Origin of the sequence: Nonomuraea purpurea (assembly GCF_042650645.1) — a bacterium.
Classification (GTDB): domain Bacteria; phylum Actinomycetota; class Actinomycetes; order Streptosporangiales; family Streptosporangiaceae; genus Nonomuraea; species Nonomuraea purpurea.
Genome location: NZ_JBHSBI010000008.1, coordinates 297,165 through 319,205, shown reverse-complemented (window position 1 = coordinate 319,205; position 22,041 = coordinate 297,165). Strand labels below are relative to the sequence as shown.

Genomic DNA, 22,041 nt, shown 5'->3' with positions numbered 1-22,041 from the left:
GTACCTCTCCACTTGAGGTTAATTCACCATTATTAGGTCACCTCAACGAATATCAAGGAACGTGGTGAATAAGTGGGAGGGTAAAGGATAAAAAGGGCTTGCCTTTTGATTGGCCCATCTAACCTATGAGTGCTGCGTCCATTGGCGCGACATCGTCGTACGCGTCTGCTCGGATTCGGCCATCATGGCGCACAGACACCGGCCGACCAGCGTGACCGACTGACAGCAGCCGGGCTTGGACAGCGCCTTGGCGCGCACGATGACGGTGGCGCGTTCGATCAGCCGCTCCAGGCTCGGCTCGCCGCCCTTGAGCGAACGTGTTTGCCAGGGACACGCCGCGGCGTTCTCGCAGGCGTTCTTGTCGATGTACGGCATGGGCCCTCCCCTGGGTTTCACCGGCTCCTCACGTTTGATCTTCAGCCCGGCCAGGGCCTGGGCGCCCAGGTCGGCGATCGCGAGGAGGTCGGCATGACGACACCGGCGCTTTTTTCCCAGGCAGGCGGTCCTCGACGGCAGAGCGAGCAACGTCGCCCCCGCCATCAGGCAGCCGCCCACGAGCATGCTCCAGCCCACGGGCTCGTGGAACCAGATCACCGCGATCGCCGCCACCCACAGGGGCTGCGACGACATCAGGATCTGACTGGGGACGGCCGGGACGTGCGCCTGGCCGTACGCGCGCGCCAGGAACCCCAGCGCGCACGACACCACGGACAGGTGAGCCATGACCACCCAGTCGGGCGCGTTGCCCGGCAGGGTGATCCCGTCGCGCGCCGCGAAGACGCCGCAGAGCAGACCGATGGTGAAGAGCTGGATGACGGTCAGCGCGTACGCGTGAAAGCCCACCTCGAGCTTGGACAGGTGCGCGAGCAGCAACGTGTGACCGGAGTAGAGGGCGGCGGCGAAGAGTGTGGCCACAAGGGCGACCACCGAGAACTCCTCCTCTTCCGCACCCTGCAGGAGCGTGAACACCGTCATGCCGGCCAGCGCGAGGGCGACCCCCACCCAGATCCGGCGCGGCATCTTGGCCTTGGTGATCACGAGCGACAGGATCGGCGTGATCACCACGCTGCACCCGACCGCGAACCCCGACACCGCCGACGGCAGGCTGTGCAGGGCGAACGCCTGGGCGACCTGCCCCACCCCGAACATCAACCCGAGGACGATCCCGTAGATCCACGTCTCGCGTGACAATCCCCGCAAGCACGCGGGACGGATGACGGCCAGCGTCACCGCGGCGATCACGTATCGCTCGGCGAGCAGGTCTTCGACTGGTAAACGGTGGATGAGATCTTTCATCAGCGGAAACGCCGACCCCCATGCGGCGCTGACGAACAACAGAAGCACGGCTCCCAGGAGGGGCCGGGGAGCGGCCACGACTGCCATATCAGAAGCATCTCACTACTATTCGCAGCGACAACTTCACAGGGAGCAGTCGGTGATACTCCCTTACACCTCGGTGGTATCTGGTTCACCCGCAGGCACGTACATCCATATCCGGCGAGGATCCGGGGAGGCCGCAGACCGGAGCCGGGCGGCAGTGATCCGATCTATGGCCGGATTGAAAAATCGACGGCATACGTCCGGAAGTCACGCCGAGACAAGCCAAAAGCGGCCCCAGGAGGGTGGGGCCGTGAGGAAAAGGGGGGAGGCCTAGAGTTCGAGCATCGCCGGAGGGATCAGGCGCTTCTCGATGTAGACGACGGTCAGGTCGCCGACCCGATGCCGGGAGAGCTGACGCCAGCCCTGGCGCTCGTACAACGCCAGCGCGGCCTCCTGGTTGAGCGTGGTGTCACCTGTGACGCTGTGGAAGCCGAGCTCCACCGCGCGTCGCTCCAGAGCCTCGAGCATGGCGGCGCCGAAGCCGCGCCGCTGGAACTCGGGGTGCACCCGCAGGCGGCAGATTTCGGCGGTCGCCGTGTCGACCGGTTTCAGCCCGCCCATGGCGACGACCCGCGAGGAGACCTCGCCGATCAGGAAGTCGCCCCCGCAGGCCAGGTAGATCTCCTGGATACGGGGGAAGTCGTCTTCGTAGTAGACGCCGTCACCGGGGGCCAGGCCCACCTCGGCGAGGCAGATCCGGTGCAGCGCGAGAATGGTGTCGAGATCGGACCAGCGATAACGCCTGATCGTCAACTTCACGTACCGCCCCCTTTCACCCGGCTCCTGGGCCGGCGCAGCTCGGCCCGATAGTCGTCCAGTTTCGGATGGTTCGCATCGCGCTCCATGACCTTCTTCTCAAGCTCCAGGGCGGGACGCATGATGAGATCGGTCAGGTACTCGTCGCGGACCATGCGCAGCGCCCTCGTCCCGACGTCGAGCGCGTCGTCGAGCTCGCCGTCGATCAGGCGGCACTGTGCCTGGTCCAGCCTGATCAGGGTCTGGTCGAGGATGTGGTCCTCGTACTTCTCCAGCGCCTGGTCGAGCACCACCTCGGCCTCTATCGTCTGGCCGAGCTTGGTCAGGACGTCGCCCTGGTAGAAGTAGAGCTGCTTCTCGGTGTAGCCGAAGGCCATGTCCTCCTGGTCGGTGCTCTTCATGTGCGAGAAGGCGTTCCTGGCGCGGGCCAGCGCGCGCTTGGCCTGGTCGACGACCTCCTTCTTGCTGTCGACCCCCGAGAGCATGGCCAGCGCCCTGGCCTCGACGACCGGCGCCATGGCCAGCGCGGGACACGGTGTGGAGCCGGCCAGGTCGCGGCTCTTCTTGGCCAGGTGGAGCGCCTCGCGGGCGTCGCCGAAATACAGGGGGACGAGCGACTCGCGGGCCGTGATCCACGCCCGCAGCGCGCGGTCGCCCGTCTCGTCGGCCGCGGTGCGCCCGGTGCGGAAGAAGGAGCGGGCCAGCCGGTGGTCGCCCAGGTTGATCATGATCATGCCGCTCAGCCCGGAGAGCTGGGCCGCCATCCTGAGCAGGCGGTCGTTCAGGTCGATGGGCTGGCGGCGGGACAGCGCCGTGCGCACCGCGCTCAGTTCGAGCAGCACGTCGCACAGCAGCCGCAGCGGGGCCGTCGTGGTGTACTGACGGCCGAAACTGACCGTGGCCTCTTCCCACTGGTCGAGCATCGCGGCCGACACGGTGGCCGACACGAGCGTCTCGTCCATGCGCCGCCTGATGCCCTCGCACGCGCCCAGCACCGGGCCGTCGAGCTCGGCCGCCGGGCTGGCATCGGGATCGAGGAGATTTAACAGGGTGCGCCGGAGGATGTTCTCGTCCTCCTCGGCGGCGGGCTCGGTGACCATCGGCATGATCACCAGCTCCCGCTCCGTGGGCAGCAGCGGCCGATCCTTGGCCTCGCCTCCCAGCACCCCCGGCATCCGGTGGCCGTGGCCGCAGATGCACGGCCCGTCGAGGCCGAGCGCCACGGGCTCGACCCGGTAGACGGTGCACAGGTAGTGGAGGTATTCGGGGCCCGGACGCTTGAGCCCGCTCTCGTAGGCGGACAGCAGCGTCTCGCCGATACCGGGCATCGGCTTGGAATCTCGCTCGAAAAGGGCCCTGACCTGCTCGATCACGTCCGCCAGCGCGATGCCGTGCGCCAGCCGGTGGGACTTGATACGGGTCGTGCTGAACTGCGTGGTGCATGCCTCGTGGATCTCTTCAGCTATCTGGGCCGAGGTGCGGCCGACGGCAAGGCCCTTGGCCCTGATCCGCCGGGCGATCTCCGTCTCCCTATGCTGTCTGCCGGACATCCCGGCCCCTCTCACGCACGTCTCGAGCGGTCCGCAACTGGTGACTCAGCGTAGCCTCCGGATCGCTCTACGCCTACCCATGACTATGAAGCAATGTCGGCGGCTTGGAAACGCCCGGATCCAGCGTACGGTTAAGGATCGTCCTCCGAGGGACTGTTTCTTACATCCCACGAGGGACAAGCGACTCCCCGTGAGCAAATTCCCCTCGTTGCGCCCGCCATTGACTTGAGACATCTTTGGCCCACCAGCAACGATTCCCAAGGAGGGACGAACGGTGGGGGACGACAGTTTCGAACATCTGCAGCGTCTCGTGGCGGAGCTCGGCGCCCGCGGATTGCTCGCCCGAGTGGTCCAGGCCCAGAACGGTCGCAGGTTCGTACGGGTCATCAACCCCGAGGCGACCAGCCTGTCCGAGAACGTCACCTGTCGGTCGGCCACCGTCTCCGACATGCCGGACTGGTGGTACTGCTGGTCCTGGGGCGAACGAATGCACACGGCCGACGACCCGGCCGGTGCTGCGACGAAAGTCGCCCGCGTGCTCGCCGCCGTGGGGAAGTGACCACGCGGTGAACCGGGTGGAGCGCAGCCACCGCGGCTCACCGCACCCATGGTGGCCTCGACGGAGCCGGCGGGGTGGCCGGTGCGGAGGGTCTCCCCGATACAGGAGCCCTGGCCACTCCGCCGGTTCCGGCCCCTCTCTCACGAGCCGCCTGTCTCTCTCACAAGCCGCCCGTCCGGTACGCCGGGCGGGTGTTCGGGGGATCCCGCCGGGCGAGTGCTCGGGGAATCCCTCCCGGAACCGGAACGGGACGCGCTTCCGGGTGCGCGCCCCGTTCCGAGCTGTCCGTCATCGGAGCGTTCGCTCTCTCCCTCCGCGGCCCAGAGAGCGGGCAACCCCGTCTTCCCCGGCGTGATGTGACGGCGGGCGGTTCGGTCGGCGGTATTTTTGGATCGAAACGGTCCAATCTGCCGACCGAACCGCTTCCGGAGGGGGATCCGCCTAGTGTTACTGCTGGTGACACCGTCGCCACCGCCTGCGTCGCCGTCAGGGCTTCCTGATTTAGACCAAATGACCCAAGGCATGGCGACAAGCTGCCAAAACGACACGGTTCTTTGCTCTACCCTTGTCGGGATGCTGAACAATTGGACCTGGGCACCGCTCGTGGCCAGCGCGATCACGGTCGTTCTGATCATCGTGCTCGCGTTCGTGGTCCGTGGCATCGCGCACCGGGTGATCACGCGGGTGGTGAACCGTGCGGCCACCGGAGGGTCGATCACCAGCCGCTTCCGCAAGGGAGCGGCCACCGACGGCATCGACGTGCTGCTCCACGAGCGCCGCAAGCAGCGGGCCGAGACGATGGGCTCGGTGCTCAAGCACATCGCCTCGATCGTCATCCTCGGCACTGCGGTGCTGACCGTGCTCGACCGGCTGACGATCCCGATCGCGCCGCTGCTGACCAGCGTCGGCATCCTCGGCGTGGCCGTCGGCTTCGGCGCACAGGAACTGGTCAAAGACTTCATCGCGGGCATGTTCATGCTGCTGGAGGACCAGTACGGCGTCGGCGACGTGATCGACGCGGGCGCCGCGGTCGGAACAGTCGAGGCGGTCACCCTGCGCGTCACCCGGCTGCGCGACATCGACGGCCGCGTGTGGTACGTCCGCAACGGCACCATCACCCGGGTCGGCAACGAGTCGCAGGGCTGGTCGCGAGCCTACGTCGACGTCCCTGTCGCCTACGACGCCGACGTCGTCGGCGTGCGCGTGCTGCTCGAGCAGGTGGCGGAGGAGGTCTGGGCCGACTCCGAGCTGCGCGAGAGCAAGATCGTTGAGCAGCCTCAGGTGTTCGGCGTCGAGCAGCTCTCCGACAGCGCGCTGGTGTTCCGCCTCAGCGCCAAGACGCTGCCGTCCGCGCAGGCCGAGGTGGGCAGAGAGCTCAGGCTCAGGGTCAAGACCGCGCTCGACACCGCAGGCATCCCCATGGTCGCGGTGATATGAGTCCGGTTTAAGGCGGTTCCCGGTACGCCGTAGGCTAGGGGGCGTGACTGAGACCTCCTTCTACGACGCCGTCGGGGGTGAGGAGACCTTCCGACGTCTCGTGCACCGCTTCTACGAGGGGGTCTCCGAAGACCCGCTGCTGCGGCCGCTCTACCCGGAGTCCGACCTGACGGGCGCTGAGGAGCGGCTGCGGGGCTTCCTGATCCAGTACTGGGGCGGCCCCAACACCTACAGCCAGGAGCGCGGCCACCCCAGGCTGCGTATGCGTCACATGCCGTTCGTCATCGGGGAGCCCGAGCGCGACGCCTGGCTGCGGCACATGCGTGACGCGGTCGACTCCCTCGACCTGCCGGAAGAGCAGGAGACCAGGCTCTGGGACTATCTGGTCTACGCGGCCCACAGCCTGGTGAACTCCCCCACATAACTCGTTCAGCTCAGGGGCGTTCGCCGCGGAAGGGGATGACGGGCAGGGAGAGCAGTGCGCAGGCCAAGCCCGCCGCGAACCCCGCCCACATCCCCGTGCCGTCCATCAGCGCTCCGGCCAGCGGGGTGACGACCAGGGAGACGGAGTTCTGGACGGTGTTGTGGGTGCCGAGCACCCGGCCCGCCCAGCCGGGCCCGGCGAGCTCGCCCGCCGCCAGGTAGGCCAGCCCGTTCCCCGCCACGGTCATCACCGCGGCCGCCGCGATCATCACGGGTCCGAGCCAGGTGCCACCGAGCGTCCCGGCCACCAGCAACGCGAGAACGACCAGGGTGACAAGGGTGATCAGCAGCAGGGGCCGCATGCGCAGACCCGTCCTGTCGGACCAGCGGCCGACCGCGATCCTGACCACGGCCCCGCCGATCGCCGCCACCCCGAAGAGCTGGCCGGCGGCCACGCTGTCCCAGTCGTAGAGATTGACGAGGCAGCTCACACCGTACGTGCTGACCACGACCTGCGGCACCGCGTGCAGCGCGCTGGTGGCGTGCACCCGCCACAACGCGGGCTGCCGGTACGGCGAGCCCTTCGGCGCCGCGCCGGAGGCCGAGAGGTCGTGCGGGGGCTCGGCCAGGAAGAGCGCGGCCAGCACGGCGGCCACCAGGCTCGCGCCCGCGCAGACGAGCATCACGCCGGGCAGTCCGTACGCGCGGGCGACCGGCGGCAGCGCGAAGGCGCCGATGGCCATGCCGAGTGTGAAGGAGACCTGGCGCAGGCCCATGGCGACGCCGCGCTCCGGCGGCTCGAACCAGCGCAGCACGATCCGGCCGCCGCCGACCATCGCCGCCGAGCCGGCCGCGCCCGCCAGGGCGAGCAGCGCGACCACGGCCCATGCCTGCTCGACCAGGGCCACGGCGGCGAACAACAGGGCCGCCAGCCCCACGCCCGTGCCCAGCACCAGCCGCTCGCCGTGCCGGTCCGCCAGCGCGCCCCAGGCGACGAGGGCCAGGAGGATGCCGAAAGCAGGGGCGTTCCCTATGACTCCGCCCACCGGCAGTGAGACACCGAAATGTCGCAAAATTTCGGGCATGACGAGGGGCAGGCCGAACAGCCCCAGCGTGACACTGGCGTGGGCGTTGACCCCCAGCGCCAGCATCACCCAGCGGTTCATTCGCAAAAGCGCTTGAGGTAGGCCAGCTCCCCTGAGTTGAGGCGTCGCGGCGCGGCCCGCTCGACGTCGTAGGCCGCCAAGACGGACGTGGCCGTCACATAGAGGGCTTCGTCATCGCGAATCTCGTACTGGAGCGTAAACCGCACCGCCCCAACCTGCGTCACCCACGTCTCGACGCGCACCGGCGCGGCGCGGAAGCCGAGCGGACGGCGGTAGTCGACCTCGTGCCGGGTCACCACCAGGCCCTTGAACGGCGCATCGCCCGCGTTGTACGGATCGATGTGGAACATGCCGAAACGGGCGTCCTCGAGGTAGTCGAGGAAGCGCACGTTGTTCACGTGTCCTTGGGAGTCGATGTCGGCGAATCTCACCGTTCGTAGAAAGACGTGCCGATGGGCCTGGGTGCGTTCAACCACGTCCGCAACCGTACCTGGCTTTGCCGGATGGCCCGACGTCAGGTTTCGTCCAGGACCCGCAGGGGGTCGAGGCGGCGGATCAGGGTCATGGCGGCGTCGATGACCTCCTGGGCCTCCTCCTCCGTGTCGGAGGTGGCCACCTCCCTGGCCGCCTCGCCGATGATGCTGGTCAGCACCGCCACCGTGAACCGGTCGAGCGGATCGCCGCCCGCCCCCAGCAGCACGGCGTTCTGACGCACCCACTCCCGTCCCCGCGTGCGGCGGATCAGCTCGAAGCCGGGCGGGCCGTCCCCGTCGATGAAGAGCCGGACAAGGTCGCGCCGCTCCCACGCGCCGGCGAGGTAGGCGCGGGCCCCGGCGATCAGCAGCTCGACCGGGTCGCCCACCCCATCCTTCTTGGCCTTGGCGACGCCGGCAGCCGAGGCCTGTTCGTGCGCCGCCTGGTGGTCCTCGTACAGAGCCAGGAACAGCTCCGTCTTGCCGCCGAAGTGGTGGTAGAGGCTCCCGACGCTGGACCCGGCGCGGGCGACGACCTCGGAGACGCTGGAGTCGGCGAAGCCGTGCTCGCTGAAGACCTCGCGAGCGGCCTGCAGCATGATCTTGCGCGTCTGGGCCGTACGACTCCACTCCCACGAGGACTTGCGTGCCATTCCAGCATTCTAGAATCGGGTTTTCCCAGGCGGCGGGAGCGGAGCCGTCCACGCCGCCCACCACCACACCGATGAGCAGCACGTACGACGGCAGGACCCCCGGCCACGCCACCCGCGCTCAAGGACTCGACACGCCGTTGCCGTTCCTGCCCCGCCCGGCCAGCACCTCCTCCAACGTCGGCCGCCGCTCCCCCGGCTCGCGCGGCCCCGGCTGGGCGAGCTGCACCAGCACGCCATGTGCCTCCTTCGGGTGCAGGAACACCTCCCGCCACCGCGGATTCGACCGGTTGAGGCCGTGCAGGCGGTAGCCGCGCGCGGTCAGCGCCGCCACGGCCGCGTCCAGGTCGTCGACGTGGAAATTGAGGTGGTGGACGCCGCCCCGGCCCCGGGTGAGCTCGAAGAAACTGTCGAAGAACGTCGAGTCGGCCAGGGGCTCCATGAGCTCGACCCTGCCGCCGTTGGCGTAGGTGAGCTGCAGGGTGCGGTAACCGGCGGTCCGGTTGTCGCCGCCCCCGCCCCGATGGGTGCCGCCGAGGAGGTCACGGTAGAGCGGCAGCAGATCCCTGATCCGGGGAGCGGCCACGGCCGTGTGGTCGAAGGAAACTTGGAGGCCGTCCAGTTGCAGGTCCACGCACGACTCCTCGCTGCGGAGCGATCCTAGAATCGGATTCTAACGTCTGCGCGCCCTCACGGCCGATCGGCCCCCTTACAACGCCGCCGCCCATCTCCCAATCGCCCTGAGACGCCAACACCCACCGCACCACACCTCACTACGTCCCACCCCACCGAATCAGGCCACCCCACGCCATCCCGACCGACACGATCCACACCACATCACCACGGACCGACGCAACCCACGCCACCCCAGGCCAACACGACACACGCCACCCCACCAGGAAGACGCGAACCACGCCACGCCACGCCAGACCGACACGACACACGCCACCCCAGGCCAGACTCGCCATGCCGCGCCAGGTCGACGGGACTCCCCGCCAGAACAACATGACGCCAGGCCGATGTGCCGGCACGTTACGCCCAATGCCGCCCCGCCGCATCACACCAGACCAAGCCACACCACGCCACACCAACCAAAATGGGGCCCTCCGGTTTTACCCGGAAAGGCCCCATTCTTCACCAGCCGACCCTCAGATCCTCAGACCCTTGAATCAGTCGCGGTGCAGCTTCCGATATGTGATCCGGTGCGGACGTGCGGCGTCGGCACCCAGTCGCTCGATCTTGTTCTTCTCGTAGTCCGCGAAGTTCCCCTCGAACCAGAACCAGTTGGACCCTTCCTCCCACGCCAGGATGTGGGTGGCGATCCGGTCGAGGAACCACCGGTCGTGCGAGGTGATGACCGCACAGCCCGGGAAGTCGAGCAGCGCGTTCTCCAGCGACGACAGCGTCTCGGTGTCGAGGTCGTTGGTGGGCTCGTCGAGCAGCAGAACGTTGCCGCCCTGCTTGAGGGTGAGCGCGAGGTTGAGCCGGTTGCGCTCGCCGCCCGACAACACCCCCGCCTTCTTCTGCTGGTCGGGCCCCTTGAACCCGAACGCCGCGATGTACGCCCTCGACGGCATCTCCACGTTGCCGACCTTGATGTGGTCGAGCCCGTCGGAGACGACCTCCCAGACGTTCTTGTTCGCGTCGATGCCGCCGCGGCTCTGGTCGGCGTACGAGATCTTGACCGTGTCACCGACGATGATCGAGCCGGTGTCGGGCGTCTCACCACCGGTGATCATCCGGAACAGCGTGGTCTTGCCGACGCCGTTGGGGCCGATGACGCCGACGATGCCGTTGCGGGGCAGGTCGAACGTCAACTCCTCCATCAGCAGCCTGTCACCGAACCCCTTGGTGAGGTCGCCGGCCTTGATCACCGTGGTGCCCAGACGCGGGCCCGGCGGGATCTGGATCTCCTCGAAGTCCAGCTTGCGGTGCTTGTCGGCTTCGGCCGCCATCTCCTCGTACCGCTGCAGTCGGGCCTTGCTCTTGGTCTGGCGCGCCTTCGGGTTGGAGCGAACCCACTCCAGCTCGTCTTCCAGGCGCTTCTTCCGCTTGACGTCCTTCTGCCCCTCGACCTTGAGCCGCTGGGCCTTGGCCTCGAGGTAGGTGGAGTAGTTGCCCTCGTACACGAACGCGCGTCCGCGGTCGAGCTCCAGGATCCAGCCGGCCACGTTGTCGAGGAAGTAGCGGTCGTGGGTGACGGCGACCACGGTGCCGGCGTACTTCTCCAGGTGCTGCTCCAGCCACTGAACACTCTCGGCGTCGAGGTGGTTGGTGGGCTCGTCGAGCAGCAGCAGGTCGGGCGCCTCAAGCAGCAACTTGCACAGCGCGACCCGGCGACGCTCACCACCGGACAGCTTGGTCACCTCGGCGTCGGGCGGCGGGCAGCGCAGGGCGTCCATGGCCTGCTCAAGCTGGCTGTCAAGATCCCACGCGTTGCGGTGCTCAAGCTGATCCTGCAGCTTGCCCATCTCCTCCAGCAGTTCGTCGCTGTAGTCGGTGGCCATCTGCTCAGCGATCTCGTTGTAGCGGTGGAGCATCGCCATCGTCTCGGCGACGCCCTCTTGGACGTTGCCGAGGACGGTCTTCTCCTCGTTGAGCGGGGGCTCCTGCTGGAGCATGCCCACCGTGAAGCCCGGCATGAGCTTCGCATCACCGTTCGAGGGCTGCTCCAGGCCGGCCATCATCCGGAGCAGCGTCGACTTTCCGGTGCCGTTCGGCCCCAGGACACCGATCTTGGCTCCAGGCAGGAACGACAACGTTACGTCGTCAAGGACAACCTTGTCGCCGTGCGCCTTGCGCACGCGCTGCAGCGTATAGATGTACTCCGGCATGCCTTCTAGCTTAGGGGCTCTCGACCCGGGCTTCCGCCGCTCCTCCCCAGGAGAGCAAAGCATCTCGAATCCGATGTGGTTCCCCGAAGCAATCAGACGACCCGGACGGGCGTGGCCTGCTTCGGACCGCCCCGGTGCTTGGCGAGGGACTGCCCCTGGCAACGGACCCAAGGGGGCCGAGAGGCAAAGGCCCCAGAGACACCCAAGGGCCGGAAGGGACCCAGGAGCCGGAAGGGAACCAAGAACCGGGAGGGAACCAAGAGCTGGGAGGGCCCAAGATGCCCGAGAAGGGCTCAAGGACCGAAAGCGACGTTGGGCTGAGAGGTACGTAAGGGCGGTGGCCCAAAGCAACGCGGTCGCCGTCAGCGCCAGGCATCCGACCATACGAGCTGGTCCTGGATGCCATGAGCACCGAGTACCGGGACGACATCGCGCGGGCACCAAGAGCCCAGTGAGAGCGAAGTGCACCCTGAGGAGCGAGGACACCGAGGAGAGCGAAGATCTCAAGGAGCGGGAGGGAGAAAGGTCAGAGATTGGGGTCTTTGGGGAGGGAACGTGGGGGTGGGGGCGTCTTAGGGAACGGTGGGGGCTGTTGTGCCACCGGCACGCAGACCTGATCCCGCCCCAGCTCCTTCGCCCGGTAAAGGGCCAGGTCGGCGGCGGCGAGCAGGTCGATCAGGTCGTCGCCGTGGATGCTCATCAAGGCGACCCCGACCGAGATCGTGACCCTGATCAAGGTGCCGCCGGCGGGAACGGCCATGTGGCTGATGTGGACGCGGAGTCGTTCCGCGACCTGGCAGGCCTCCTCCATGTCGGCCCCTGGCAGCAGTACGACGAACTCTTCGCCCCCGAACCGCCCTACCACGTCATAGTCGCGGAGTTGGCTGCGCAGCGTCGCCGCCAACCCGACGAGCACCTGGTCGCCGACCAGGTGGCCATGGGCGTCGTTGACGCGTTTGAAGTGGTCGATGTCGATGATCAGCAGCGCCAGTGTGTCGCCGGTGCGGCGTGCCCTGACGATCTCGGTGTCGGCTTCGCGCTGCCAGGCGGCGGCGTTCAGCAGACCGGTCTTGGCGTCCGTACGGGCCGCGGCCTGGAGCTGGGCGTGCAGGAGGCTGCGCTGGAGCAGCACCACCGGCGGCAGCGTGAGGACCAGCAGCCCCAGGTTGAGGCTGCAACAGATCGAGACCATGACGCCCAGGCAGAGCTCGACGATGTCCAGCAGGACGCTCTCCCTGTCCCACAGGACCTCCCGCCAAGCGATGTCGGGGTCGGCCGTGTGCGCCGCGATGGCGATGAGGCCGATGTTGAGCAGGCAGAACAGTACGGAGGCCACCACCGCGTAGATGATCGGCAAGCCGCCGTCCTGCGGCAACACCCGCGGATCCTCGACGAACCAGTGGAACACGACGGAGGCCGTACACCCGGCCAGGCCGATGGCCGCCGAGCTGAACACGCGACGGTAGAGCACCGTCGCCCGCACACGGACCTGGAGCAGAATCTGCAGCACGATCGGCGCGAAGAGGGCATACACCGGGGGCAACAGCAGCGCCACGGGCAGCCACCAGGCCGACAACAGGTCCCGCGAGACCCCGGCGGGCACGCCCAAGCGTCTGGTCGCCTCGATGCACACCGCGCCGCACCCCATGAGGGCACCGAACGTGAGCACATCCCGCCAGGTGAATTCAGTCGAAGCCGCGAACAGCACGATCGCGGCGAGATCAAGAGCGACTGTCGCGCACACGTAGCCCACGAGCGGGCGGCGTTGCCCAAGCAACGGCCAGCGGCAGGCCAATGTTGACACACCGTCGCGAGACTTGATCGAAGCGTGACTGGTCACCGCCATCTCGTCTCCTCCCTGACTAACGATGTGTAACACAATAATTGCGGAGTGTGCGTTGCGCGATGGGAACCGCTACGTTTGGCAATGACTACACCCGTTCACTCCGCGAGCGGGCCGTGCTGGAAAGGAGCAGTGCCATGGTGCAGGGCGTTACCTGGACCTAACAGATGCACTAGCCATCTGACACGGGCAACACGCCATCGGCCGTCCCTCGGGGGTGTCAACGGGACGCACCGGTGCCCCCTCCCCCAAATTCGGCCGTCCCCTATCCCCCTTTCTCTCGCACGGGTTTAATGTCTTCACCGCTTTACGCTTTTGCCTGCGACGCAAATCAATAACGATCTTTCCGCCAGCCACAAACACCTTCTCGGCAGCACCTACTTCCCTCTGCGATCCGCCATCTTCAGAGTCAGATGCCGAACAACCTCCGATCACGTTCCGCGGAGCGATGTAATTCCTGAGCCATCTCGGCCCTGTTCATCCAGGTAGCAGCCGTACAACGAGATCATTAATCCACGACTCGATGAGCCCCTCCTCCTACGGGCACAGCAATCGCTTCGACAGCCGCGCAGGTAAGTGCAGAGGCATCGGAGTGCCGATGTGATCGGCGGCCGACACGCAGATTGCCCAGCCCCCTTCACCACCCAGCGCCCCCACCCGCATGCCAGCCGCCACTGTCCAAGCCCAGCGCGCACATGTCGTCCCCGCCCTACTCCGACCCGGAGTACGCACACTCGGAGCAGCCCCTCAACGCCGCCGGGCAGCACCGCCCATCAACGCCTGATGTCGCGGTGCTGGTCCGGTGCCTCTGGTCGCGAGGGCTAGGCTGCTGCTCGCTGATCCGGCCTCAGGGGCTCGGCGGCGGCTTGCGCCTTAACCGCGATGCGCTCCTGCTCGTCGTTCTCGGGCCTCAAGGGGGTGCGTGATGCTTCCCCTTCCGTTCCGAGGACGCGTACCGTGGTCGTTCCTCGGCTGCGTGCCGCGTCTCGGCCTGCTCCGCGAGTGCGTGATTCCTCCCGGCTCTGCCCGAGGGGGCGGGTTGTGCCTCCGGTTGTTCCTCGGGAACGTGCGGATTCTCCGGTTGTTCCCGAAGCGCGATGTCCGTCCCCGTCCGTTTCCGTCGGCCTACGGGATTTGGTCTCATCTGCTTCACCCATACGGGTGCCGGCCTTGGCTGCTTCAGAGAGGTGCGGCCCGAGGTCGGCTGCGTCGGGGGTGTTGAGGTTGGTCCTTGCTGCTCCGGAGGTGTGAGGCGCGGCCTTGAGCGCATCGAGGGTGTGGGGTTCTGGCTTGGTGGATTCCGGGTTGTGGGCTTGGTGGTCGCCTGGGGTCTGGGCACGGGGTGCATTGGCGGTGATGCCCGTGATGTCCGACCTATCCGTGTTCCCGTCTTCCCCGCCTGTGCTCATGGTGTGGATCGGGGTCTTCTTTGTTGACGGGAGGTGGGTTACGTCCCAGTTCGGTTCCGGGGTGGGCGTGGGGGTGTTTGCGGTCCCGAAAGTTTGTCCTGCGGACTCGTTTGCGCTGGAGAAGGGGGCTGCGGCGAGTCGTGGGTTGGGGCGGGTGTTTTGGGTGCCCATGGCCCAGTCTCGGGTCTCTTCGTCGAGGCGGTCGCGCATTTCCCTGCTCATCAAGGCCACTCCTCCTGACCGGTCTGGCTTGGTGAAGACACCGGTGCCCCAGCGCAGGTCATGGCCGACCGCGCTGGCCTCGATCTCCGGCATGAAACGGCGGTCTCCCTCCGCGCCGAACTCACGGATACGCAGCTTGCCCGACACCACCACCGGGTGGCCTGCTCGGATCGAGGCGGCGACGTTATCCCCCAGCGCGCGCCAGCAGCGGACCGTGAAGCAGACCTTCTCACCGTCCGTCCACTGTCCGGTCCTCTTGTCGAAGTAGCGGTGTGAGGTGAGGACCTTCAGTGAGGTGACCTTGGTGCCCTCCTCGAAGCTGTATTGCCTTGGCTCTGCTGCGACATTGCCGGTGAGTGTGATGTAGATGTCGTTCATCCCATGCCTCCCATGCTGCGGGCCGGCTGCCCGCGATCTGGGAATACGGTGCCGTGGAAGGGGGTGAGGGCGGGGGGCCGAATGGGGTTCTGTGGATGGGGAGGCGGGGGTGTGTCGGGGTTGTGGACAAGGCTGGGGCCGGTTGTCGTGGTTGTCGGGTCATCTCAAAGGCGGTTCACACGCAGGCGCACTTCATTGGACGCGGCAGACAAACGCCTCCTTCAACCGCCACCTTCAACCGCCGACGAGCCGAAGCCAGAAGTGGCGGCTTGGCCGCAGCCGGAACCGTGCCTCGGTCCGAGATCCAAGGCCCGAGGCCCGAGGTCGTCCGAGGTCCCGGATCCGAGGTCCGGGGGCCGAGGTGGGCGAGGTCGTCCGAGGTCCGAGGTCCGGGGCTGAAGTCCAGAGCCAGGACCGGAGCCATAGCCGGAACCGAGATCGCAGCCGAAGCCAGGGCCGAAGCCGGAGTGACAGCCGAGGCCAGGGCCGGAACCGGAGCTGGGGCCTGGTGCCAAGGTTCGGGCCCGGGGCTGGAGCTGGGGTCAGGGACGGAGCAGGGGCGGGTGTGCAGGGGCGCTGGGCCGAAAACGCAGGCCCCGGGGCGAACGAAGGCCCCGGGCTGCTTTGTGGCCCAGCTGGGGACGCGCCTCCTGGTGCCCGCGCGGAGTGGGTGACGGACCCCGAGGTTGTGGGACGGGGCTCAGGTTGACAGGTCGCGGAGGGCGGTGTGGAAGGTGTGGTGGCGGGTCAGTTCGCGTTCCACCGGCTCCACCACCATGGTCGTCGACACCGCCGCGACCCTGCGCCTCATCTCGCGTTCCAGGCGTTCCCGCTCCCGCGACGCCCCCAATTCGACGAAGTTGCGGGAGGCGATCCCCGACAGCGCCCCGAGTCCGAGGACCGACGCCGTCATCAGCCCGACCCAGGGCAACGTCGTGCTGTCGCCCAGGAGTTCGAGGGCGGGCGGCAGTTGGTCGGGCATGAGCAGCCCGACCAGCAGCCAGGCGACTCCGGCGGCGAACGCCGCCACCAGAAGGTACTGCCACACCTTGAGCACCCGCCACCAGCCGGGCACGCGGTCGAGTTGGGGCGCGACCTCGGTGAGGTCTTCGCTCAGCGCCTTCGGGAGCTGGCTGGAGCGGGAACGGGCGGCTCGGTGCACGGCGGTGCGCCAGACCGGGTTCATCCCCACGGACAGCCCGTCGGCCAGCGCCTGCACGGCGTTGGAGACCTCGGCCGACTGCGCGCTCACCGACGCGGTCGCGATGCCGCGGATCTCCTCCCCCACGCCCTCCAGTCGCAGCGTCTTCAGCGGGTCGGAGCGGAACTTGGCGAACCACCTCGGATACGGCCACCCGACCCACTGGCTGGACCGCTCGGCGTAGATGTTCTCCATGGCCTCGCCCACGGCGGGCACGCCGACCGCGTCGCAGAGGGCGTCGGTGAGGCCCATCCTGCGGGCCTCGTCGACCGACGAGGGGGCGGACAGCGACTCCCCCAGCGGCATGGCCTGGATGAGGCGCTGTTCCAGCCGGTGGAGGTCGGCCTCCAGCTTCTGGATGGCGGCCCGGCGGCGGCTGACGGCGGTCGCGACGACGCTCTTGAGGCTTTCGATGCCCCGCCCGGTGACCGCCGAGGTGGGGACGACGCTGGGGTGTTCGACGCCTTCGCGGCGCAGCAGGTCGTTGAGGTCGATGACGAGCTCGGCCAGCTCTTCGGCGGTCAGCCGGTCGGCCTGGTTGAGCGCGAACACCGTCACCGCGTCGTGCCCGGCCAGCTCGGTCACATAGCGCCGGTGGGTGGAGGCGTCGGCGTACTTCTGCGGGTCGAGCACCCACACGACCAGGTCGGCCAGGCCGATGAGCCGGTCGGCCTCGGTGTCGGTGAGCGCCCTGATCGAGTCGTGGTCGGGCAGGTCGAGCAGGATCAGCCCGTGGAGCTGGCTGTCGCCCTTGTCAAGCGCGCTGGCCCGGGAGAAGCGGTGCCGCCACTGGATCTGCAGCCAGTCGAGCAGCGGCCCCGCGCCCTCCAGCCCCCACACGCAGGCGTGCGTGCGGGCGGTGGTCGGCCGGCGCACGCCCGTGGGCGACAGCTCAAGCCCGGAGACGGCGTTGAACAGCGACGACTTGCCGCTGCCCGTGCCGCCCGCGAGGGCGACGACGGTGTGCTCGGACGACAGCTTGAGCCGGTCGCCCGCCTGCATCAGCAGCGTGCTGGCGTCGTTGAGCAGCTTCTTGTCCAGCCGCCCTGGGCCCAGCTCCACCACCTTGGTGAGCGCGGCCAGCCGCGGAGCCAGCCCTGGCCTGGTGGTCGCGGTGGTCATCGGGCCACCTCGAGGTTGTAGGCCGCCTGGTAGAGCCGGGTCGCCACTGACTCGTCGGGGATGCCCGCGGAGTCGAGCGCTTGCACGTAACGCATGGATTCCTCATCGAACAGCATGCCGATCCTGGCCCGCAGGTCGCTGAGCGCCTTGGCGCCGATGCCGCGCAGCGACTCCGCGCCCAGCAGGGCGGTGACCAGCCGATGCGGCACTCCTTCGCCGTTGGTGCCGCTGAACATCGCAACGGTGAAGATCAGGGCGAGCGAGTCGGGGTCGAACGACACCAGCTTCGACACCGACCTCTTGGCCACTCCCTCTGTGCGGACGAGCTCGCTCAGGTGCTCCTGCCAGGTCGCGATGGCGCGGCTGGTGTGGCGTACGAGGTCGTCGGACGGCCGGTCGAGCCCTTCCGCGAGCTTGGCGCCCAACCCGGATCGGTGCCGCCAGCGCGCCGCCACCTCCTCCGCGGCCCGGTTGGCCGCGGCGACGATCAGCGACTCCAGGCCGGTGCGGATCGCCGACCTGAACGCCAGCACGCGCTCGGGCGCCTGTTTGGCCGCCCGGCCGCGTTTGCGCAGTTGGAGCGAGCGCATGAGGTCGCCGGAGCCGGCGAAGTCCTGCCAGCGGGCCAGCACCTCGCCGTGCAGCAGCGAGCCGTTCTTCGAGGCCTTGTCGATCTCGCTGAGCGCGCTCAGGAAGGCCGCCTCCACGTCGCTGCGCAGCTCCGTCCTGAACGCGACCTGCCCCTCCAGGTGCTTGGCCAGCGCGGGGACGCGGGTGCGGAAGCTGTCGAGCACGCCGTTGAGCGTCTCACGGACGGCCTGGGCGCGGCGTTCCTCGTCGACCGAGAGCTCCGCCAGCCAGAGCCGCAGGTCGGTGACCTCGCTGTCGGGCAACCTGCCGTCTTGGACTTTCGCCTCGTTGATGACGAACCTATCGATCTCGCCCAGACCGTATTCGGTGAGCATGCGGACGAAGTGCTTCAGAACCACCTCGCCGGACCTCGGCTGCACCCGCGAGAGCACGATGGCGAGCCGGGCGCCGCGCTCCTTGGCCAGGCGCAGCAGGTTCCAGGCGGGGGCGTCGGCGTAGCGGGCGGCCGTGGTCACGAAGATCCACAGGTCGGCGGCGTCGAGCATGCGGTGGGCGATCTCGTGGTGCTCTTCGACGACCGAGTCGATGTCGGGGGTGTCGAGCAGCGCGACGCCCTGCGGGAGCTTCTCGGTCGCGACGACGACCAGGCTGCGGAGCCCGGCCTCCTGGGACGGCTTGTCAAGCCGTTCGAGGCCGCCGAGCAGGTCTCCCTCCATGAACCACTTGCGGTCGTCAGGGTGACAGGCGAGGACGGGGGTGCCGGTGGTCGGGCGGCGTACGCCGGTGCGTGAGATGTTCTTCTCGGCGAGCGTATTGACCAGCGTGGACTTGCCCGATCCTGTCGAGCCTGCGACGACGATGAGGGCCGGGGCGGTGTTGGTCTTGACGCGGGGCAGCACGTAGTCCTGGAGCTGGGTCAGGAGGTCGGCCTGGGCGTTCCTGGCCTCCTCCGCACCGGGAAGCTCAAGGCCGAAGCGCAGGTCGGCGACGCTTTCGCGGAGGGTGTCGAGGGCGGCCATGAGCGTCTCGACGGTCTCGGGGGGCAACTCCTCCCCGCCCGGCTTGGCGCCATTGGAGCCGGTCGCGGCGGCTTTGGCCCCGCCGGAGACAGACGCGGCGGCCTTGACACCGTCGGAAGCAGCCGTGGCGGGCTCGGCTCGATCGGAAGCGACCTCGGTGGGAACGGCCTCCGAAGACTCGGGCTCCGCAGGCTCGGGCTCCTCTTGCGTGGCCTCGGACTTCGTCTCCTCGGGCTTGACATCCGCGTCGGCGATCTCCACCGGGGCGGGCGCCTTGTCGGCGGCTCCGGGGACGGCCTCGTCTGGCTCGTCGCCGGAGCGCGGGTCCTCGGCGGAAGCCGCTCCTTCCGCGGCGCTCGGCTCGTCCTGCTCGGGAGGCGTCTCGGGCCCACCGCGCGAAGCCGGCTTGACGAAGAGCGAGGGCCCGCTGAGCTCGGCCTCCTCCGCCCCACGCGACGCCTCGCCGCCCGGCATACCCGCCACCGCGCGGTCGGCCGGCCCGGTGGGTTTCTTGCGCGCGGCGAAGAAGTTCACCGGTTCGTCGTCGGCCACGGCCTCCTCACCGCCCTTCTCGGCCGGCCCTTCGGCCTCGGGGGAGGCCGCGGCGGGCGCGACCTTCTTGTCGCCCCCGTCCAGGGCATCGTTGTCCCGGACCTCTGCCAGGTCCTCGTCCGTCACCGGGGGGAAGCTCAACGTCTGCTCCCCGGGTGACTCCTGCCGCCCGTCATCCATGGCCGTGCTCAAGGCAAGCGCTCCGCTCGAACCATCTCGACCTCCTGGCCGACCCTCACGACCTCGCCGACGATGACGATCGCCGGCGGCCGTATCCCAGCCGCGGACACGCGGTCGGCCACGGTGGAAAGCGAAGCGGTGACCGCCCGCTGGGTCGGAAGGGTACCGTCCTGTACCACCATTACGGGAGTCTCCGGGGCACGTCCATCTCGAACGAGTGCCTCGGCTACCTTCGCCAGCCGTTCGACGGCCATCAGCAGCACCAAAGTGCCCTGGGAACGGGCCAGGCCGGGCCAGTCGACGGTGGACTTGGGGTCGTCGGGCGCCACGTGCACGGAGATCACGTGAAACTCCTGGCTGACGCCGCGATGCGTCACCGGCACCCCGGCCGCGGCGGGCACCGCGACGGCGCTGGTGAGGCCGGGCACCACCAGCACGGGAATGCCGGCCCGGGCGCAGGCGATCATCTCCTCGCCCCCGCGCCCGAACACGAACGAGTCGCCCCCCTTGAGCCGCACCACGAACTTGCCCTGCCTGGCGCGGTCGACGAGCAGGTCGTTGATCGTGTCCTGGGACAGCGACCTGCCATAGGGGACCTTGGCCGCGTCGATGAGCTCGACGTCGGGGGCGAGCTCGTCGAGCAGGGCGCGGGGCGCGAGCCGGTCGGCGACCACCACGTCGGCCTGCGCGAGGAGCTGACGCCCGCGTACGGTGATCAGCCCGGGATCGCCGGGCCCGCCGCCCACCAGCGCCACGCCGACCGGTTTGGTGCGGTTGCGCCGGGCGTCGACCGTGCCGTCGCGCAGCGCGTCGACGACCGCGTCTCTGATGCCCGCCGCCCTGCGCGGATCGCCGCCCGCGGTGACGGCCACGCCGATCTCGTCGACCCGTCCCGTGGCGGGTGTCCAGGCGGCGGAGGCGTCTTTGTCGTCGGCCCGCACGCACCACACCCGTTTGGCCTCCGCCTCGGCCGCGACCGCGGTGTTGACGGATCTGTCGTCGGTGCAGGCCTGCACGAGCCAGGCGCCGTCGCAGTCGCCGACCTCGTAGGGCCGGGCGTGCCAGGTGACCCTGCCGGCGGCGATCAGGTCGTCAAGGGCCGGGGTCACGCCAGGCGAGACGACCGTGACCTCCGCACCGGCCTCTAGCAGCGCGGGTACTCGTCGTTGCGCGACGCGTCCGCCGCCCACGACCAGCACCCGGCGGCCGGAAAGCCGCAGGCCGAGGAGGTAGGGGCCCATGAGGGGAATCTCCCATTCGCGAAGGTTGTGTTCAGGAGGTCAAACCTACCGGCTCCGCATACGTCATTTGCTGCGCACGAGTTAACGACCGTCGAGAAGAGGCTGCCGAGGATCCCAGCGAGGCCCGCCCTGATCGTCCTTGCGGCGTCTGGCCATCGCTGACAGCGCCTCAAGGATAACGCGGTTTCCGAGGTAGGCGGTCACGTCGGCGTGGTCGTACGGCGGCGCCACCTCGACGAGTTCCATGCCGGCCACGGGAAGTTCGTAGCAGATGCGGCGGACGGAGTCGAGCAGCTGCCTGGCCGTGAGCCCGCCCGGCTCCGGCGTGCCGGTGCCGGGCGCGTGGCCGGGGTCGCAGACGTCGATGTCCACCGACAGGAAGACCTGGTCGCAGTCGTCGAGCGCTGTCACGAACGCCTCCGTCAGGCACTCCTCCAGCCCGCGGGCCACGATCTCGGTCATCTCGTAGGACCGCATGCGGCGCTCGGCCATCCAGCTCAGCGTCTCGGGCCCTGGCCAGTAACCGCGCAGCCCGATCTGCAGGAACCTGTCGCCGCGGATGGCGCCTGACTCGATGAGCCGCCGCATCGGCTGGCCGTGGCCGTACAGGTGGCCGAAGGTGATGTCGCCGGTGTCGGCGTGCGCGTCGAAGTGGATCATCGAGGTACGGCCGGGCGCGTAGGCCCTGGCGGTACCCCTGGCGTCGGGCAGCGCCACCGTGTGGTCGCCGCCCAGCACCAGCGGAACGGCTCCGGAGGCGGCGATGCGGTGCACCGCCTCCTCGATCGCGGCCAGCGAGCCTTCGACGTCGCCGGAGTAGCACTCGACGTCGCCCGCGTCCAGCACCCGCAGGTCGCGCATGGCGTCCACGCGCAGGGCCAGGCTCGGCCTGGAACCGTCGTGCGGCAGGTAGCAGGCCTGGCGCAGCGCCATCGGGCCGAACCTGGCGCCCGGCCTGTTGCTGGTGCCGCCGTCGAAGGGGGCGCCGATGATCACGACGTCGGCGCCGGCGTAGGTCGCCGGGTCGCCGACGTCGCAGCGGTCCACGCCCAGGAATGTGAAGTCGGGGCCGTACATGGGGCCGTAACGGGACACTGCCTCACCTCCAGGGCCCC

Annotated in this window: 17 protein-coding genes; 3 read left to right on the top strand and 14 right to left on the bottom strand. The window is 68.6% G+C overall.

All coding sequences use genetic code 11. The annotated features are described in order from the left end of the window. Positions 1-123: 123 nt before the first annotated feature. From ACFOY2_RS18405 to ACFOY2_RS18395, 3 genes are all read right to left on the bottom strand, one after another. Positions 124-1,383 carry a DMT family transporter gene (locus ACFOY2_RS18405; protein ID WP_379529265.1) on the bottom strand — a complete coding sequence of 420 codons (1,260 nt, stop codon included), beginning with the start codon at positions 1,381-1,383 and terminating at the stop codon, positions 124-126. 267 nt (positions 1,384-1,650) lie between these two features. Beyond that, complete coding sequence (locus ACFOY2_RS18400; RefSeq protein ID WP_379529264.1) at positions 1,651-2,139, bottom strand: GNAT family N-acetyltransferase; 489 nt, start codon at positions 2,137-2,139, stop codon at positions 1,651-1,653. Then, positions 2,136-3,686, bottom strand: coding sequence for an XRE family transcriptional regulator (locus ACFOY2_RS18395; protein WP_379529263.1), 1,551 nt, complete (start codon positions 3,684-3,686; stop codon positions 2,136-2,138). Before ACFOY2_RS18395 ends, ACFOY2_RS18400 begins: the two co-directional genes overlap by 4 nt. 274 nt (positions 3,687-3,960) lie before the next feature. On the opposite strand from ACFOY2_RS18395, the gene ACFOY2_RS18390 reads away from it, so the two are divergent. The 3 genes from ACFOY2_RS18390 (at position 3,961) to ACFOY2_RS18380 (ending at position 6,106) form a co-directional block, all read left to right on the top strand. Next, positions 3,961-4,245 carry a hypothetical protein gene (locus ACFOY2_RS18390; RefSeq protein WP_357814759.1) on the top strand — a complete coding sequence of 95 codons (285 nt, stop codon included), beginning with the start codon at positions 3,961-3,963 and terminating at the stop codon, positions 4,243-4,245. 573 nt (positions 4,246-4,818) lie between these two features. Next, positions 4,819-5,682, top strand: coding sequence for a mechanosensitive ion channel family protein (locus tag ACFOY2_RS18385; protein ID WP_379529262.1), 864 nt, complete (start codon positions 4,819-4,821; stop codon positions 5,680-5,682). Positions 5,683-5,725: 43 nt separating this feature from the next. Beyond that, entirely contained in the window at positions 5,726-6,106 is a 381-nt protein-coding gene (locus tag ACFOY2_RS18380; RefSeq protein ID WP_379529261.1) for a globin, read from the top strand. 10 nt (positions 6,107-6,116) lie between these two features. Here ACFOY2_RS18380 and ACFOY2_RS18375 read toward each other — a convergent pair whose 3' ends face one another. The 11 genes from ACFOY2_RS18375 to speB all read right to left on the bottom strand — a co-directional run bounded on the left by ACFOY2_RS18375 (position 6,117) and on the right by speB (position 22,021). After that, positions 6,117-7,271: an MFS transporter gene (locus ACFOY2_RS18375; protein WP_379529260.1), complete on the bottom strand. Its 1,155-nt coding sequence runs from the start codon at positions 7,269-7,271 to the stop codon at positions 6,117-6,119. After that, complete coding sequence (locus ACFOY2_RS18370) at positions 7,268-7,642, bottom strand: acyl-CoA thioesterase (protein WP_379529326.1); 375 nt, start codon at positions 7,640-7,642, stop codon at positions 7,268-7,270. The genes ACFOY2_RS18375 and ACFOY2_RS18370 overlap by 4 nt, the downstream gene beginning before the upstream one ends. A gap of 83 nt (positions 7,643-7,725) precedes the next feature. Further along, on the bottom strand, positions 7,726-8,337 hold the full coding sequence (locus tag ACFOY2_RS18365; protein ID WP_379529259.1) for a TetR/AcrR family transcriptional regulator: 612 nt from the start codon (positions 8,335-8,337) through the stop codon (positions 7,726-7,728). A 118-nt stretch (positions 8,338-8,455) separates the two neighbouring features. Then, positions 8,456-8,968 carry a VOC family protein gene (locus ACFOY2_RS18360; protein ID WP_379529258.1) on the bottom strand — a complete coding sequence of 171 codons (513 nt, stop codon included), beginning with the start codon at positions 8,966-8,968 and terminating at the stop codon, positions 8,456-8,458. A gap of 535 nt (positions 8,969-9,503) precedes the next feature. Continuing rightward, the gene (gene ettA / locus ACFOY2_RS18355; RefSeq protein ID WP_379529257.1) at positions 9,504-11,168 is read right to left on the bottom strand and encodes an energy-dependent translational throttle protein EttA; all 1,665 of its coding nucleotides are present in this window, start codon (positions 11,166-11,168) and stop codon (positions 9,504-9,506) included. A 526-nt stretch (positions 11,169-11,694) separates the two neighbouring features. Then, positions 11,695-13,014: a sensor domain-containing diguanylate cyclase gene (locus tag ACFOY2_RS18350; RefSeq protein WP_379529256.1), complete on the bottom strand. Its 1,320-nt coding sequence runs from the start codon at positions 13,012-13,014 to the stop codon at positions 11,695-11,697. Between the two features lie 818 nt (positions 13,015-13,832). Then, positions 13,833-15,020 (bottom strand): single-stranded DNA-binding protein, encoded by a 1,188-nt coding sequence (locus ACFOY2_RS18345; protein WP_379529255.1) that lies wholly within the window; start codon positions 15,018-15,020, stop codon positions 13,833-13,835. A 700-nt stretch (positions 15,021-15,720) separates the two neighbouring features. Then, a complete protein-coding gene (locus tag ACFOY2_RS18340) occupies positions 15,721-17,343 on the bottom strand; it encodes a GTP-binding protein (RefSeq protein ID WP_379529254.1) in 1,623 nt (540 codons plus the stop codon). Further along, the gene (locus ACFOY2_RS18335) at positions 17,340-19,697 is read right to left on the bottom strand and encodes a dynamin family protein (protein WP_379529253.1); all 2,358 of its coding nucleotides are present in this window, start codon (positions 19,695-19,697) and stop codon (positions 17,340-17,342) included. The genes ACFOY2_RS18340 and ACFOY2_RS18335 overlap by 4 nt, the downstream gene beginning before the upstream one ends. Then, positions 19,694-20,926: a uroporphyrinogen-III C-methyltransferase gene (cobA, locus tag ACFOY2_RS18330; protein ID WP_379529252.1), complete on the bottom strand. Its 1,233-nt coding sequence runs from the start codon at positions 20,924-20,926 to the stop codon at positions 19,694-19,696. Before cobA ends, ACFOY2_RS18335 begins: the two co-directional genes overlap by 4 nt. Before the next feature lie 81 nt (positions 20,927-21,007). Continuing rightward, on the bottom strand, positions 21,008-22,021 hold the full coding sequence (speB, locus tag ACFOY2_RS18325) for an agmatinase (RefSeq protein WP_379529251.1): 1,014 nt from the start codon (positions 22,019-22,021) through the stop codon (positions 21,008-21,010). Positions 22,022-22,041 lie beyond the last annotated feature (20 nt).